The sequence below is a fragment of the Telluribacter humicola genome (assembly GCF_017355935.1).
GTDB classification, from domain to species: domain Bacteria; phylum Bacteroidota; class Bacteroidia; order Cytophagales; family Spirosomataceae; genus Telluribacter; species Telluribacter humicola.
Window position 1 is genome coordinate 409,272 of record NZ_JAFIQT010000003.1, and the last position, 15,350, is coordinate 424,621.

At 50.6% G+C, this 15,350-nt stretch carries 16 protein-coding genes; 7 read left to right on the forward strand and 9 right to left on the reverse strand.

Going from position 1 to position 15,350, the window contains the following annotated elements:
- Nucleotides 1-82 precede the first annotated feature (82 nt).
- From JUB14_RS28120 to JUB14_RS17085, 7 genes are all read left to right on the forward strand, one after another.
- Nucleotides 83-226, forward strand: a complete 144-nt coding sequence (locus JUB14_RS28120) for a four helix bundle protein (RefSeq protein WP_445515042.1) — start codon at nucleotides 83-85, stop codon at nucleotides 224-226.
- Complete coding sequence (locus tag JUB14_RS28125) at nucleotides 177-362, forward strand: four helix bundle protein (protein ID WP_374757815.1); 186 nt, start codon at nucleotides 177-179, stop codon at nucleotides 360-362. The genes JUB14_RS28120 and JUB14_RS28125 overlap by 50 nt, the downstream gene beginning before the upstream one ends.
- 40 nt (nucleotides 363-402) lie before the next feature.
- Nucleotides 403-999, forward strand: coding sequence for a 3-isopropylmalate dehydratase small subunit (leuD, locus tag JUB14_RS17065; protein ID WP_207507642.1), 597 nt, complete (start codon nucleotides 403-405; stop codon nucleotides 997-999).
- A 100-nt stretch (nucleotides 1,000-1,099) separates the two neighbouring features.
- Nucleotides 1,100-2,683 (forward strand): hydroxymethylglutaryl-CoA lyase-like TIM-barrel protein, encoded by a 1,584-nt coding sequence (locus JUB14_RS17070; RefSeq protein WP_207507644.1) that lies wholly within the window; start codon nucleotides 1,100-1,102, stop codon nucleotides 2,681-2,683.
- Between the two features lie 41 nt (nucleotides 2,684-2,724).
- Entirely contained in the window at nucleotides 2,725-3,795 is a 1,071-nt protein-coding gene (gene leuB, locus JUB14_RS17075; protein WP_207507646.1) for a 3-isopropylmalate dehydrogenase, read from the forward strand.
- Between the two features lie 274 nt (nucleotides 3,796-4,069).
- Nucleotides 4,070-5,224 carry a 2-isopropylmalate synthase gene (locus JUB14_RS17080; protein ID WP_207507648.1) on the forward strand — a complete coding sequence of 385 codons (1,155 nt, stop codon included), beginning with the start codon at nucleotides 4,070-4,072 and terminating at the stop codon, nucleotides 5,222-5,224.
- Nucleotides 5,225-5,354: 130 nt separating this feature from the next.
- Nucleotides 5,355-5,852, forward strand: coding sequence for a hypothetical protein (locus JUB14_RS17085; RefSeq protein ID WP_207507650.1), 498 nt, complete (start codon nucleotides 5,355-5,357; stop codon nucleotides 5,850-5,852).
- Between the two features lie 149 nt (nucleotides 5,853-6,001).
- On the opposite strand, the gene JUB14_RS17090 is transcribed toward JUB14_RS17085, so the two are convergent.
- The 9 genes from JUB14_RS17090 to JUB14_RS17130 form a co-directional block, all read right to left on the reverse strand.
- A complete protein-coding gene (locus JUB14_RS17090; RefSeq protein ID WP_207507652.1) occupies nucleotides 6,002-7,378 on the reverse strand; it encodes a M16 family metallopeptidase in 1,377 nt (458 codons plus the stop codon).
- A gap of 107 nt (nucleotides 7,379-7,485) precedes the next feature.
- A complete protein-coding gene (locus tag JUB14_RS17095; protein WP_374757819.1) occupies nucleotides 7,486-8,775 on the reverse strand; it encodes a M16 family metallopeptidase in 1,290 nt (429 codons plus the stop codon).
- Between the two features lie 183 nt (nucleotides 8,776-8,958).
- On the reverse strand, nucleotides 8,959-9,726 hold the full coding sequence (locus JUB14_RS17100; protein ID WP_207507654.1) for an HpcH/HpaI aldolase family protein: 768 nt from the start codon (nucleotides 9,724-9,726) through the stop codon (nucleotides 8,959-8,961).
- 43 nt (nucleotides 9,727-9,769) lie between these two features.
- Nucleotides 9,770-10,582, reverse strand: a complete 813-nt coding sequence (locus JUB14_RS17105; protein WP_207507656.1) for an endo-1,4-beta-xylanase — start codon at nucleotides 10,580-10,582, stop codon at nucleotides 9,770-9,772.
- Nucleotides 10,563-11,171, reverse strand: a complete 609-nt coding sequence (locus JUB14_RS27895) for an endo-1,4-beta-xylanase (RefSeq protein WP_207507658.1) — start codon at nucleotides 11,169-11,171, stop codon at nucleotides 10,563-10,565. The genes JUB14_RS17105 and JUB14_RS27895 overlap by 20 nt, the downstream gene beginning before the upstream one ends.
- A gap of 35 nt (nucleotides 11,172-11,206) precedes the next feature.
- A complete protein-coding gene (locus JUB14_RS17115) occupies nucleotides 11,207-13,198 on the reverse strand; it encodes a glycosyl hydrolase 115 family protein (RefSeq protein ID WP_207507660.1) in 1,992 nt (663 codons plus the stop codon).
- Between the two features lie 142 nt (nucleotides 13,199-13,340).
- Nucleotides 13,341-14,354, reverse strand: coding sequence for a zinc-dependent alcohol dehydrogenase (locus JUB14_RS17120; protein ID WP_207507662.1), 1,014 nt, complete (start codon nucleotides 14,352-14,354; stop codon nucleotides 13,341-13,343).
- Between the two features lie 114 nt (nucleotides 14,355-14,468).
- Complete coding sequence (locus JUB14_RS17125; RefSeq protein WP_207507664.1) at nucleotides 14,469-14,855, reverse strand: VOC family protein; 387 nt, start codon at nucleotides 14,853-14,855, stop codon at nucleotides 14,469-14,471.
- A 74-nt stretch (nucleotides 14,856-14,929) separates the two neighbouring features.
- Complete coding sequence (locus JUB14_RS17130; RefSeq protein ID WP_207507666.1) at nucleotides 14,930-15,340, reverse strand: VOC family protein; 411 nt, start codon at nucleotides 15,338-15,340, stop codon at nucleotides 14,930-14,932.
- Nucleotides 15,341-15,350: the final 10 nt, after the last annotated feature.

A 15,350-nucleotide genomic window follows, 5' to 3' on the forward strand; every position in this document is an offset into this window, starting at 1 on the left:
CAAAAATGCGTGATTTTAGGAAGTATAAGGTTTGGCAATCGGCACATGCGCTTACGTTAGAGATTTATTCATTAAGTAATGGATTTCCTGCAAACGAGCAGTATGGAATAACCAGCCACGCAGAGCTGCGGTATCCATTCCAACTAACATAAGTGAAGGCTGCGGAAGAAGTAGCGATGCCGACTTTGCTAGATTTATCCATTATTGCTCTAGGCTCCGCGCATGAAGTAAAATACCTGATACAACTTTGCTACGACTTAAAGTATATAGAGGAAAGTATCTATAAAGACACTGATAGCAGAGTCAACCTGGCGAAACGTAAACTGTATCATTTAGAAAAGAAAATAAACAGCAAAAGCTAAGGCATATAGCCTACAGCTTAAAGCATAAAGCTCTAATACAATGGCCTACGATAAATTTACTGTACTAAAAAGCTCCGCCGTTCCGATGCCTATTGAGAACGTGGATACCGACCAGATCATCCCTGCCCGCTTCCTGAAGGCAACCGAGCGCACAGGATTTGGTGATAACCTGTTTAGAGACTGGCGCTACAATGGCGATGGTACTCCCAAAGCTGATTTCGTACTTAACAACCCTATCTACTCCGGCAGTATCCTGGTAGGTGGCAAGAACTTCGGAAGCGGATCCAGCCGTGAACACGCAGCCTGGGCTATCTATGACTATGGCTTCCGTTGTGTAGTATCCAGCTTCTTTGCTGATATCTTCAAGAATAACTCCCTGAACGTAGGTATCCTGCCGGTACAGGTTAGCCCTGAATTCCTGGATAAGATCTTCCAGGCTATCGAGGCTGATCCAAAGGCTGAGCTGGAAGTAAACCTGCCTGAGCAGACCATTACGATTGTAGCTACAGGCGAGCAGGAAACGTTTGCTATCAATGGCTACAAGAAACATAATATGATCAATGGCTACGACGATATTGATTATCTGCAGGCCATGAAGGAGGATATCAAGGTATTTGAAGAAGCTCGCCCCTTCTAAATCATAGCTATGAACGGCAGTCTGTTCTGAAAAAATAGTAGAAGTTAACTAATTCATGCTTAACGCATAATACATAAGCTTTAAAGCTCTCCCCTCAATTATGCCCAAGCGTTATATAGAAATAATGGATACGACACTCCGCGATGGTGAACAGACCAGCGGAGTATCGTTTTCTGCCTCAGAGAAACTTACCATCGCTCAGCTGCTCCTACAGGAAGTAAAGGTAGACCGAATCGAAATAGCCTCGGCGCGGGTATCAGATGGCGAGTTTCAGGCCGTCAAAAAGATTACCGAGTGGGCCAGCCAGAATGGCTACATTGACCGGGTAGAGGTACTTACTTTCGTAGATGGTGAGGCTTCCATAAACTGGATGCTTAAAGCGGGTGCCAAAGTCATGAACCTGCTTACCAAGGGGTCCATGAACCACCTTAAGTACCAGCTTAAGAAGACCCCCGCGGAGCACTTTGAGGATATCGCTCAGGTTATTGAACTGGCTCGCTCCAATGGCATCGAAAGCAATGTATATCTTGAGGACTGGAGCAACGGGATGCGCAGCTCCCGCGAGTACGTGTTCGAGTTCCTGGACTTCCTGGCTACCCAGCCGGTCAAGCGTATCCTGCTCCCTGATACTTTGGGTGTACTGACTCCGGCCGAATCCTACGAATTTGTAAAATCCATTGTAGATCGCTACCCCAACCAGCATTTCGAATTCCACGCTCACAATGACTACGACCTCGGTACAGCCAATGTACTGGAGGCCATACGGGCGGGGGTTCAGGGACTGCACCTGACCGTCAACGGCATGGGCGAGCGGGCCGGTAACGCGCCGCTGGCTAGTGCCATAGCCGTCCTCAAAGACTTCGTTCCGGAGGTCGAAACGTCGGTGGCGGAGCAGTCGCTGTACTCAATCAGCAAGCTGGTCGAAACGTTCTCGGGTGTACGTATTCCGGCCAATAAGCCCATTGTAGGTGAGAATGTCTTTACGCAGACGGCCGGTATCCACGCGGATGGCGACAAGAAAAACAACCTGTACTTCAGCAACCTGATGCCCGAGCGATTCGGACGCAGGCGTCTGTACGCACTGGGTAAGACCTCCGGGAAAGCCAATATTGAGAAGAATCTGCAGGAGCTTGGTATCAAGCTAATGGATGAGGACCTGAAGAAGGTAACCCAACGAATCATTGAGCTGGGCGACCGGAAGGAGATGGTTACCCGCGACGACCTCCCCTACATCATATCCGATGTACTGGACAGCAATACCATTGAGGAGAGGGTAGTTGTACTTAACTACGTACTGACCCACTCCAAGAACCTCAAGCCCTCGGCTACCTTACAGGTAAAGATCGGAGAGCATATCTTTGAAGAAAGTGCGCAGGGCGACGGTCAGTACGATGCCTTCATGAACGCCCTCAGGAAGATCTACGGTATGCTGCACATGTGTCTGCCCATGCTGACCGACTATACCGTACGTATTCCTCCCGGTGGTAAGACAGATGCCCTCTGCGAAACCATCATTACCTGGGCTATTGATAACAAAGAGGTTAAAACACGCGGTCTGGACTCTGACCAGACGGTGTCGGCGATCAAGGCAACACAGAAGATGCTGAACCTTATTGATCAGACCTGTGAACTGAGCATACCTGCCCTGGTAGCCACTGAACCAGAATTATCTACTAAACAATAACTCTTATTAGCACTACCCTTGCAGTGCCTTTCACTTACAAAATGAAGAAACACATATTAGTTGTTCCCGGTGACGGAATCGGTCAGGAAGTTACCGCCGTTGGTAAAAAAGTACTCCAAAAAATCGCTGAGAAGTACGGTCACGAATTCACCTACGACGAAGCACTCATTGGCCACGTAGCGATCGAAGCTACCGGCAATCCCCTACCCGAAGAAACACTGACCAAGATGCGGGCTTCCGATGCCGTTCTTTTCGGAGCCGTAGGTCATCCCAAATACGACAACGATCCTACCGCTAAGGTACGTCCTGAGCAGGGACTTCTTAAGATGCGTAAGGAGCTAGGCTTGTTTGCCAACCTGCGCCCCATCAAGCTGTTTGATGAACTACTCGAAGCATCATCCATCAAGCCTGAGATCCTGAAAGGTGCCGATATACTTTTCTTCCGTGAATTGACCGGCGATATTTATTTTGGAGAGAAAGGTCGCAAGAATGACGGTGATACCGCTTACGATATAGCAGAATACAGCCGATACGAAGTTGAGCGCATCGCTCGCAAAGCGTTTGAAGCCGCTCGTACCCGCCGTAAGAAGCTGTGCTCGGTGGATAAGGCCAATGTACTTGAGACCAGCCGTCTGTGGCGCGAAGTAGTACAGGCTATTGCCCCTGAGTACCCTGATGTAGAAGTAGAGCACCAGTTTGTAGATGCCGCGGCTATGATGCTGATCAAGGACCCACGCCGCTTTGACGTTGTCGTTACAGCGAACCTGTTTGGTGATATCCTGACGGATGAAGCCAGCCAGATCGCTGGTTCTATGGGTATGCTGGCATCCGCTTCTGTTGGCGAAAGTACCGGTGTATACGAGCCTATTCATGGTTCGGCACATGACATCACAGGCAAAGGCATAGCAAACCCTATGGCCTCTGTACTTTCGGCAGCCCTGTTACTTGATATTTCATTTGGCCTCAAAGAGGAATCTGATGCCATAATCAATGCTGTAGATCAGGTATTGAAAGCCGGCTATCGTACCCGAGATATTGCTGACTCAACTACTCCTGCCGATCAAATCCTTAATACAGAGGCTATCGGACAGAAGATTTTAGAATTGATCTAAAAGTTTTTATTCTGTTGCAATTCATATCTATTTCATTTGGTGAATTCAATAGATCTTCTACCTTTGCAGAAGAAAATACAAAAGGCGAAATTTCGCAACAGAACATGAAACCTATAGCTCAAAACCTAATCCTTCTCCTTCTTACTACATCGTAAAGGTGTGAGAAAGACGTGGTTTTGCATAAAACTTAAAACCCTTTCTCACACCGGGAAGGGTTTTTTTATTGCCTGATAAAATAGTAATTTCGTAGTTTAACCATAAATCAATACCCCTAATGAGCCAGCGAGTTTACATCTTCGATACCACCCTGCGTGACGGCGAGCAAGTACCCGGCTGCCAATTGACGACTGAGGAAAAGATCGTTGTGGCCCAGCATCTTGAAAAGTTAGGCGTGGACGTGATCGAAGCTGGATTTCCCGTATCAAGCCCGGGCGACTTCCGCTCGGTAGTTGAGATTTCGAAAGCGGTACAGGAGCCTACTGTATGTGCCCTTTCCCGAGCCGTACAGGCCGACATTGATGCCGCCGCCGAAGCTCTCCAGTACGCGAAGCGTGGCCGTATCCATACGGGTATTGGCTCGTCAGACATCCACATTCAGCATAAGTTCAATACTACACGTGAGAAGATCATTGAGCGCGCTATAGATGCTACTAAGTACGCCCGTACGAAGGTAGAAGATGTAGAGTTTTACTGCGAAGACGCCGGTCGTGCTGACCTGGTGTTCCTGGCTCAGCTGGTAGAGGCCGTGATCGGAGCAGGAGCCACCGTAGTGAATATTCCTGACACGACTGGCTACTGCCTACCCGAAGAGTACGGTGCCAAGATCCGGTTCATCTACGAAAACGTGAAAAATATTCATAAAGCTACCATTTCTATCCACTGCCACAACGACCTGGGTCTGGCTACTGCCAACTCGCTGGCCGGTATCCGTGAAGGAGCCCGTCAGGTGGAGGTAACCATGAATGGTATCGGTGAACGCGCTGGTAATACCTCGCTGGAAGAGGTAGTGATGGCGCTGAAAGTACATAAGGAGCTAGGTTTTGAAACCGGCATCCATACGCCCCTCATCTACCCTACCAGCCAGATGGTATCCAAGATGATGCGTATGCCTATACAGGCTAACAAAGCTATCGTAGGTCGGAATGCGTTTGCACACTCGTCAGGTATTCATCAGGATGGCTTCCTGAAGCACACCCTGAACTACGAAATCATGAACCCGCACGATGTAGGGGTAGATAAATCAGATATCGTACTGACTGCTCGCAGTGGCCGCCATGCCCTGAAGCACCGTCTGGAGCTATTAGGATTCACTTTTGATAAGCCTGTTCTGGATGATCTGTATAAGCGCTTCCTGGATGTTGCTGATGTAAAGAAAGAAGTAAACGATAAAGATCTGGTAGAGCTGGCTCGTTCCACCGTAGCCGCTTAATTTGAACTTTATTTACACATAAAAAAGGCAGCTTCCTCTCAGGCAGGCTGCCTTTTTTCGTTAAACAATATGCTTTATTGACTGTTGATTTAGAATACTTTTCTTCATCATAAATAACTAGTAATGAGCCATGGCAAGACCTAATCCTGAACTAATAGCGGCTCTGAGGCGTACTGCCAGGAAGCTATCTGATGGCGCCCCTTACCAGTGGGGGCACATGGGTAGCTGCAACTGCGGCAATCTGGCCCAGGAGCTTACCAAATTAAGTAAAGCTGAAATTCATGACTACGCACTGGCCGTCGGACGTGGCGACTGGAACGAACAACTGAATGATTACTGTCCCACGAGCGGGCTCCCCATCGACCTGCTTATTGCTGATATGCTCAGCGCAGGTCTGTCAACCGAGGACCTCAAGCACCTCGAACGGCTATCGGACCGGCGGGTACTGGAAAGGTTGCCCGAAGAGAAGCGCTTCCTGCGTCACAACGTCAGGGACGATGTAGTGCTGTACCTAACTACCTGGGCTACGATGCTGGAAGAACAATTACTGGCTACGATTCGTCTGCCCTGGATGGAAGAACCTGCTGCTAAAGTACCTGCAACTACTGACGAGGTACTAACACTCTGAGTCTTAATTTGATATTTAGGCTAAAAAATGCTATCATTACAAAGAATTTAATTTCCATCAGAATAACGAAAGCCCCCGTCCAGTGTGGACGAGGGCTTTTTCTTGGATTATTCTGTGGCAACTTGCTTCGTTAGCCTGCTGTGGCCCGATCAAAAGCCCGGCTCTTTTATCTCTTTCTCAGTCAATGTGCCGTATTTTTTGACCTGATCTCTGATTTCATCCGCCTTACCTATTAGTACGAATTGAAGATCTTCCTTCGGGAAGTACTTCCTGATGATGTCATTGGCCTGAGCTACCGTTAGCCCATCCACCTTACTCTGGAACGTATTAATATAGCTTTCGTCAAAGCCATAAATAAACATATCTGTAAGCAGACGAGCCAAGGCTCCGGCCGATTCGTACTCCGGTGGAAAATCTCCTTTAACATAAGCCTTCGCTGACGCCAGGATCTCTTCGTTCAGCCCGGTGCGATGCAGGCTATCCAGCACCCCCAGCGCCATATCAATGGCTGGTACGGTAGTGGAATTCTTGGTAAAGGTACTGATGTAGAAAGTACCTCCGTGCTTCAGACGGTTGAACCGGCTACCCGCTCCGTAAGTCAGGCCGGAGTTGACGCGAAGGGCATCATTGAGCCAGGACGTAAACCGGCCTCCCAGTATCGTATTCACTACCAGTATGGGTACATAGTCAGGATTGCTATAAGCTACTCCCTTACCCCCGATCATAAAGGTTGTTTCGCGGGCGTCCTCTTTATTTACCAATAGTACGCGGCTCTTGTCAAAGGATAAATCAGGAGCGGATCGCTTAATCATTTTTGATTCGGCTGTCTTCCAGCCACCAAAGAGCGAGGTAATCTTCTTCTTCATGTCAGCCGTGTTGAAGTCGCCCACTACCGCGATAGCCGCATGATCGGTAGTGTAGTGATCACGGTAAAAGTTTTTAATCTCCGCTACATTTATTTCTTCTACCGTAGAGCGATTGCCACCGTTGGGAGTTGCATAAGGATACTCATCAAATACAAACTTATTAAAGTAGTTCCCAATCACAGACCGTGGACTCTCTTTCTGCTGGGTCAGCTCCAGCAGAGTACGTTCCTTATGCTTGGCAAACTCTGTTTCATTAAATACCGGATGCATCAGTACCTGCTGTAATACGTCCAGCATTTTTTCCTGATCCTTCACCGCGAAGGACATACCTACGGTAGCGCTTTCCTTACCGGCACTGCTGTACAGGTTGGCGCCGACGTAGTCCGTCATTTCTTCGATCTGCTCCTTGGTGTATTTCTGTGTACCAAAGGTCAGCGCATCGGCTGTCAGGCTTGCCAGCCCATATTTTGCTCCATCGTGGATAGACCCCGCATCAAACACCACCGATACATTGATCAGGGGCACCTCGTGCTGCTCCATCAGGTACACGGTCAGGCCGTTTTTGAGCTTGAACTTCTCGTATTTAGGTACCTTAAAGTTATTCTGCGCCTGAGCCGACAGCGTAAGCAGAGCCAGGAGCGCTAAAAATATATGTTTCATAGTTTATAGTAGCTTTAAGCTATATGCCTTAGGCGGTAAGCCGCAGGCAATTTGATTGTAATTTACTTTCCTTTCTGCTTTTCTCCCTTCATCCTTTCCTCCTTCTCCTACTCCCCCTTTTCCGGCAGCAGATACCCTACGGTACGGTTGCGTTCGGTGAAGTACTTAGCCGCTACACGCTTGATATCGGCGGGTGTTACTTTCTCATAGAGTTTGGGAGCTTCATAGAGCTTGCGGTAGTCGCCAAAGAACACTTCGTAGGTACCCAGACTATTGGCCTTCCCGTTGATCGTCTCCATCGTGCGGTAAAACTCCATCAGCTTCTGATTCTTCACCTTCTGTAGCTCATTATCGGTAACGCCTTCCTTGATGACTTTATCCAGTTGCGCCAGGATAGCCTTTTCCAGTTCAGGAGCCGACACACCATTACCAGCTACAGCATAGATGTAGAACAGGTTAGGGTCGAAGCCCTCGGCAAAGTTCGTAAATATCCGGGCGGCGATGGTCGTATCCATCACCAGCGACTTCACCAGCCGTGAGGAGTTACCCGATGTCAGGAGACTACTCAGCAGATCCAGCGCATAGTAGTCGGCGTGACCGGTTTCGGGGGTGTGGTAGGCCAGTAGCAGGTTAGGCGTCGATATATCCTTGTAGGTAGTGACTCGGCGTTCGCCGTTTTGCTCCGGCTCTACGGTTCGTACTTTGGGCGGCAGGCCGCGCGCCGGAATGGGCGCCATGTACTGATTGGCCAGCTTGCGTACCTGCTCTACGGTCACATCGCCCACTACCACTACGGTAGCATTGTTGGGTGCGTAGTAGGTCTTAAAGTAGTTTTCGAGATCCTGCTGCGTCCAGCTTTTAATATCCGACTCAAAGCCAATGACCGGCAGCATATACGGGTGCTCCTGGAAAGCCACCGACTTCACCAGTTCACTGATTACCCGGTAATTGCTATTCTCGAGGCCGGTACTCCGCTCCGACAGTACTACCCCGCGCTCACTCTCCACCATGGCCGAATCAATGGACAGGTTAGCAATACGGTCTGATTCGAGCTTGAAAATAGTTTCGAGCGCATCCTTCTGAAACCAATCGGTGTAGACGGTGACGTTCTCGGTGGTGTAGGCGTTGTTGGAGCCGCCGTTGGCTTCCATGACCCGGTCAAACTGCTTTGGGCCGTAGTTTTTGGAGCCATTGAACATCATATGTTCAAAAAAATGCGATAGCCCTGTAATACCATGTACCTCATTACGGGCGCCCACTTTCCAGAACAGGTACATGTTGGCGGTAGGAATGGAATGATCTTCCAGCACCAGAAACTTCATGCCGTTGGGCAGGGTGAATGTTTTTACGTCGTCAGGGTTGCTCTGGGCGTAGGTAGTATGTATACCGACCACCATGAGTACCCCAACTATGAATCTTTGTAGCATCATATGGTAAAGAATGGTTCTTGATCTGTAATAATAACGAAAATCAGGGGAAGACGATATCCCTAAAGGATGAGCGGCTCCTCCGTAATAACGAGAAGCCGCTCAGAATAGCTACCCAGATACCGTAGCTATCATACCTATTGCTATATGTTTTCAGATCAGATCCAGGTACCGCTTTACGACATCGGCAGCGGCCCTTTTGAGCAGAGGAGTATCCACCGCAGATGTTACAAAGTGGAAGCCTTTTTCTTTCATTCTGGCGGCAATCTCGGGAGTCGCACAGTGGATGCCGGCCATCAGACCATACTTGGTCGCTACACTTAGTACCTTGTCGATGGCGTTGAGCAGCTGCGTATCCTCAAAATCACCAATCTTCTGGATGCCCAGCGCCAGGCTCAGGTCCCACGGCCCTACGTAAAATCCGTCCAGAGAGGGAGTCTGGGCGATGTCTTCTATATTCTTAAATCCACTGCCCGACTCGATCATGGCCAGCGTCAGTATTTCTTCATTGGAGTGCTGAAAGTAGTCACTGCCCAAGTGCAACTCGGCGCGTAAGGGGCCATAGCTGCGGTACCCTACGGGCGGATAGCGGCACGCTCCTACAAACCGCTCCGCTTCCTCACGGGTATTGATCATAGGGCAGATAATGCCCTGCGCCCCCGCATCCAGCATACGCATGTGCGTAGCCGGATCATTCCAGGGAACACGCACCAGCGGCACCGTATCCGTAGTACCAATAGCCTGCAGCATGGGCAGAATAGCCGACAGATCCGAGGCCAGACCATGCTGGGCATCGATGGTCAGGGCATCAAAACCGGCATGAGCCAGTATTTCGGCCGTCCAGGAAGACGGAATGGTAATCCAGGCATTGTTTACAGCGCTATTCTGACGCCAGAGTTCTTTCAGTCGGTTGGTACGCATGGTAGTTGATTACATTGTGCGACTGAAAATAAGTGATTCTTCTTTATAAAGAAAAGCGCCACTGGTTAGTCTGATTCTCCTTAAGGTGAAATTCGCGGGTACTTTGACTGCCGTCAGGTTGGGTTACTACTACCTGATAACGCCCTCCAAAACCCCGGAACCCCGCTTGTCCGCTATTGTCCGTTGAAAGTTTTACATCCCTGGTCATCCAGTCTTCTTTAATCAGTTTTTTGAGCCGGGTGTACACGGGTTTAGGATTGAAATCCTTATCCACCAGACCACCGCCTTTCAGCCAGATCATACGGTCGGAGAAGCCCCACCAGTGGATGGAAACCATCGCCGGATGGCTGAACGCCAGGGTGTAAAACTGCTCGGCAAAATCGGCCTGGGTTTGCTCGGTCCAGGTACCTTCGCGCCAACCGCCGGTAATGGCCTTACCCGACGACTGTGGAATAAACTCGGTAATGTGCAGGGGTAAGCCAAATTCGTTGAGCCGGTTGAAGGTTTCCATTACTTCCACCGGAGAAAACCAACGGTCCTGGGGCTCGTGCGCCTGAATGCCAATACCCGTCACCGGCACGTTGCGTTTTTTCAACTCTTTGATGAGCTGGTAGTACTTCTCGCGGACTTCGGGCCGCGCAATGACGTAAAACTCATTGATAATAAAGTCGCCCGTTGAATCGGCCTGGTGCGCCCAGCGGTAGGAGTTCTCAACCCAGGGAATCGTTTCTTCCAGCGTAATTCCCTTGACGTTGTAGCGGGTACCTTCGTTGATTTCGCCCGAGGTATTGCGGGAGTCTTTCAGGGCCCGCTCCCAGGGAACCGTCGTAACGGGTTCATTCACCACGTCCCACATCCGGATCTGATCTTTGAATCCGGGCCCGGTACAGGTCCGTGGCCTGCTCGGCGGGTAGTTTCAGGAGCCAGCGGGGCGTACCGGCGGTATGGGTCCAGCCCAGCGTGTGGCCTTTGGGCGTAACACCGTTCTGTTTGCACCAATCGAGTTTTTCCTGCAGCTTCTGCCACTGGGGTTTCCCCTGCTGCCCTTCATAGGGCGACCACTTTACGGTAAGTTCCGTGAAGTTGTACAACCCTTTGAACATATCGGTAAATTTCTGGGCTTCCTCGGGTTTGAGGTCAGAGCGTAAAACTTCCTCCGAAAGGTTGCCGAACAGAAAGTCCTGTGTGAGTTGATTGACCTCTACTTTCAGGTTACGGAGTACCTTACCCGCCGCGTCAGTCACGGTCAGTTCGGCATTGCCTTTGCGGTATTTTTCAATATTCTCCCGGGCCTGCCTGAGGTATTGTTCTTCCAGTCGCTGACGCTCCTCAACTGATACATGCTTCGGGAAACCTGCCGCGGAAGCCGGATGAGCGACTTGCTGTGCCCACGTAGGTGCCCAAACCCCGGATAACAGCAGTACTAACAGAAGTATCTTATTCATAACACGAAACCTTGGGGTAGAAAAAGGGTACACTATCACTTTGCCAGGAGGGCTGTTACCTCACCGGTTAACTTTTCTCTGGCTTTCAGATTCATTTTTTTATCACCACGGTACCAGTGCTGCCACTTTTCTCCAGCCGCATTCTGGGCCTGTGCCTTTTTGATTGGTTCAAATGCCGACAGGGCATTCCGTAGGTGCATCTGCGCTTGCTCTTTTCTACCTTCGTTCAGGGCCAGTCTGGCCTCCAGCACGGATTCGTACCAGTTTTCCAATCCCAACATGATTGTTAGTTGAGTCAGCAAGTTAGTTTCAAAAAAGCGCCGGGATGCCTCATCCAGTTGAGGAAGTACCTGTTTTGCCATGCGGTCGGCCTCCTGGTGGCCCTGTTTCTGTTTTTTTAGCTGCTGAAGGGTGCCAGGCACTCCCAACGCTTCACCCCGCATGTCGGCCAAAGCTGTCCTGGCCCACCTGCCTTCTTCCGTATCCTGTTTTTTACGCTCCTGCAAAGCCTGATATTGGGCGGGATCGGTTAGTTGCAGCCTTAGGTCATGCAGCACCGAGGTAGCGCCACTGTTGGTCTGCCCATCCATTAAAATAGGTGTACCCGTTTTAGAATTAAGGGCAAATGCCCCGAAGTAGGTATCATACACCCGTTGCACGGCCGGAGCAGAAGTACCAAAACGATCAGCAAACCATTTTTTACTCACGTCCTCAGCCCTTTCCTGACTAAACTGGTTCATCATGGCCGCCGAGGTAGCGATGCCGTACACAAACTCCCGCAGGTTAGACACATTCATGATGGCATAGGTTGTATCACCTTTTTTTACTACCTCGTTTAGTACCTTTCGGGTTTGGGCTGGAGGTACTATCTGCACCAGATGCGGCCCCGACCCCCACAGCTGATGGTGGTAGTACACACCGTAGGTGTTGTCGCGGGTGCGGGGGGTATCTTTAAAATCCTGCTGCATACGCCAGCCCGGGCTGTTATCAGAAAACACCATGGTGACTCCCTTGGGAATGACCAAATGTCCCTGCTGATTTAACACGGATCCTTCTGCCCATAAAGTAGTAGTTACGGGCGGCTGGGGCCGTGTGTCCACCTGCCGGATAATTTCAGATTGGACCCGCATGGCCTCGGATATGAGTCTGCCCCGTTCCGCATCGCTTTGGGGAACTCCCGGGTCGGCCATCCACATGGGCCGGTCGGCAATGCCGCGCAGACCTATCTGCCAGATCACGTTGGGGTACTCTGCCCATTCCCGGGCGTACACCCGCCACACCTCCTCGAGATTAGCGCGGTTGCTGTAAAAGGAAAAGAGCGGTTTATCGCCGTTTTTTTCCTTCCAGTAGTTAAAGTAGGTAAAAGCGCTGACACCCATGGGTTCAACATGATGCATGGATACAAACACGCCGCGCCTGGCCGCAATTTTGACCAGTTCGGCCTCGGCCGGATTACGGATATCAATAAAACTGGCGGGAATAATAAGGTTCAGGCGGCAGCGTACCAGCGACTCCACCACCTTTTCCATAATAGCCGGATTGACCACCTCACCGTAGTAGGGATAGTCAATGTTTCTTTTGCCCCCGCTGGGGTACCATTCGGTCAGCAGATCTTCATCGTTGATAAACCAGCCCCGGTACTTGAAAGTTGGCTTCCCTGCTGATAACAAAACCCGGTTCCAACTAAGGGTAGTGCGTTTTTCAGGTTCCCGATCCGACCAGAAGTAAAGGGGGTCAACGCGAAGGTACTCTTCCAGAAAATGATAAATTCCGAACATCGTACCGCGTTCGTCGCTACCTTTTATATACAGGTTCCCGTCGCGGCTGGTCACATCGTACATTTCCCAGGCACCTTTGTTTTGGGTCGAAATGGATATAAAGGTACCCTGGGTGGGAACGGAAGAAACTATTCTAAGGGTTTTGCCCGTAATTTTCTGAACATCCTGCACCAGGTCCGCCGCCGCCAGGTGCACACAGGACGGCTCGCTGGCGGCAAGTACTATAACGGCCTGCTGATTGGTACTCACCAGGGTAAATCCGGATACTTCTTGTGAATAAACCGGAATTGTGATTATCCAAAAACAAAGTAAAAGGACCAGGCTACGCATAACGAAAATGGGTTAGATGTAAGTTGGAACAACGGAAAACACCTTGGTCATTGAGCCATACTTACTGGCAGGCCAGCAGGTACTTCATACCCGCCGGATTGCTATCGATGGTTTCAAAAACCGACTGGGCCTCGGCCAGGGGGGCTACCTGGGTAATGAGTTTGTCCAGGGGTAGCTCTCCACTCGCGGCCAGGGCAATGGCTTCCTCAAAATCCTGCGGCTCGTACACCCGCGCCCCGATCAGCCGGAGTTCCCGCCAGAAAAACCGGAACAGGTCGACCGATTTGGGTTGCGCATGGATAGCTACCATGACGATGCGTCCCCGCGCCCGCGGCAGCTGGGTCATGCTGTTCACACCCGCCTGTACACCCGATACCTCAAATACCAGGTCGGCCATGGCTCCTTCCGTAAACTCCTCTACCGCTGCCACCAGATCAGCTTCCAATGGGTTTACCGCCGTCAGGCCAAGCGATTCGGCCAGTTCGAGGCGGCTGGGGTTTACTTCTGAAATAAGTACCCTCGCTCCTTTGTGCTGGGCTACCAGCGCAATGAGCATACCGATGGGACCGCCCCCGATAACTACTACGCTTTCGCCCGCCTGCAGCTCACCCAGGCGTACATCGTGGCAGGCCACCGCCAGGGGCTCGATGAGCGCGCCGATTTCCAGCGAAAGCAGATTGGGCAGGCGGTGCAGAGTGTGGGCGGGTACGTTCCAGTACTGCTGCATACCGCCGGAGGTATCAATACCGATAAATTTGAGGTTTCTGCCGATGTGGTTCTGACCGTAGTCAGACGGGTGCTCGGCCCCGGGTTGTAAGGGGCGTACGGCCACCCGGTCACCTACCTGCCAGCCCGTTACGCCTTCGCCCAGCTCGGCGATTTCGGCGGATACTTCGTGGCCAATGACCTGCGGTATGCGCACCCGCTGGTCCATGTTGCCGTGGTAGATATGCACATCGGTACCACACACGCCACAGTAGGCTACCTTCAGCCGGACTTCGCCCGCTTGCAGAGGTACTATGTCGGCATCCTGCACCTCAAAAGATTTATTTCCTGTATAGTATAGCGCTTTCATAAGGGATTAAGTAGGTAATAGCTATTAGGTTGTTAGCAATTAGCTATGTTAAATTTTTGATTTACAGTAGATTATAAACAATTCAACAGAAGTTAATTCACTATTTGAATATAACTACTGTGGCCTTTCCACGAGTTGTAGTACGTTATTCTCCGGGTCAAAGAAAGTTCTTACTTTTCCGCCACCCGTAGCGGGAGAAAGTACACTCGACCACTTGATCTGGTGAGCGTCCAGGTGGGCGATAGCCGCCTCGATGTCATCTACTTTCAGGGCCACGTGCGACCAGCCCGGCGTCAGATTGGTACGAACCGGCCGTGGGTTACCATCAACGGGTAGTATTTCCAGAATGGAGCCGTCCTCGGCTTTTAGCAGCCAGATGGGACGGGGATCTTTGAAAAGAAGTTCATACCCCAACACTTCACAGTACCAGTTGGCTAGCTTTTCCACATTTTCAGCGGCCACCGCCGGATGGTCTATGCCTTTCACTTTAAATTTTTCCATCATCGAAAGATTTTTTGCAGAATGAATAACGCCTGAACCCGGAGGTAAGAGAGTGCAGACGGAGTATATATAGATTAGCCTCTTTCCAGAATCTGAATCATGTTTCCTTCGCCGTCCAGGGCGTTGCGTACTTTCCCGCCGCCGATGGCGTTGATGACGTTCCCGGTCCATTGAATCCCTTTTTGGTCCAGAATCCGGATGGCTTCTTCCAGATTACGCACCCGGAAAGCGATGTGCGACCAGCCGGGCGTCCAGGTGGTGCGTTCCTGACGCAGCGTACTGTCTTTGGGCATCACTTCCAGCAAGGTACCGTCGGGCGCTCTCAGCATCCAGACCGGTTGGCCCTGCGGGCCACCCGTTGGGTGATGAAACCATTTCTCATAGCCTAGCATATCGCAGTACCAGTTGCTAAGTCTTTCCACGTCATCGGCGGCAATGGCCGGATGGTCAATGCCCGTAAAATTCAGTTTTTCAGTATTGTCCATTTCTAATAAA

Excerpts from the sequence above, each read along its gene's own strand:
- JUB14_RS28125 (WP_374757815.1), top strand. The coding sequence starts at position 177 with ATGCCGACTTTGCTAGATTTATCCATTATTGCTCTAGGCTCCGCGCAT.
- leuD (WP_207507642.1), top strand. The coding sequence starts at position 403 with ATGGCCTACGATAAATTTACTGTACTAAAAAGCTCCGCCGTTCCGATG.
- JUB14_RS17070 (WP_207507644.1), top strand. The coding sequence starts at position 1,100 with ATGCCCAAGCGTTATATAGAAATAATGGATACGACACTCCGCGATGGT.
- leuB (WP_207507646.1), top strand. The coding sequence starts at position 2,725 with ATGAAGAAACACATATTAGTTGTTCCCGGTGACGGAATCGGTCAGGAA.
- JUB14_RS17080 (WP_207507648.1), top strand. The coding sequence starts at position 4,070 with ATGAGCCAGCGAGTTTACATCTTCGATACCACCCTGCGTGACGGCGAG.
- JUB14_RS17085 (WP_207507650.1), top strand. The coding sequence starts at position 5,355 with ATGGCAAGACCTAATCCTGAACTAATAGCGGCTCTGAGGCGTACTGCC.
- JUB14_RS17090 (WP_207507652.1), bottom strand. The coding sequence starts at position 7,378 with ATGAAACATATATTTTTAGCGCTCCTGGCTCTGCTTACGCTGTCGGCT.
- JUB14_RS17095 (WP_374757819.1), bottom strand. The coding sequence starts at position 8,775 with ATGGTGGTCGGTATACATACTACCTACGCCCAGAGCAACCCTGACGAC.
- JUB14_RS17100 (WP_207507654.1), bottom strand. The coding sequence starts at position 9,726 with ATGCGTACCAACCGACTGAAAGAACTCTGGCGTCAGAATAGCGCTGTA.
- JUB14_RS17105 (WP_207507656.1), bottom strand. The coding sequence starts at position 10,582 with ATGTGGGACGTGGTGAATGAACCCGTTACGACGGTTCCCTGGGAGCGG.
- JUB14_RS27895 (WP_207507658.1), bottom strand. The coding sequence starts at position 11,171 with ATGAATAAGATACTTCTGTTAGTACTGCTGTTATCCGGGGTTTGGGCA.
- JUB14_RS17120 (WP_207507662.1), bottom strand. The coding sequence starts at position 14,354 with ATGAAAGCGCTATACTATACAGGAAATAAATCTTTTGAGGTGCAGGAT.
- JUB14_RS17125 (WP_207507664.1), bottom strand. The coding sequence starts at position 14,855 with ATGGAAAAATTTAAAGTGAAAGGCATAGACCATCCGGCGGTGGCCGCT.
- JUB14_RS17130 (WP_207507666.1), bottom strand. The coding sequence starts at position 15,340 with ATGGACAATACTGAAAAACTGAATTTTACGGGCATTGACCATCCGGCC.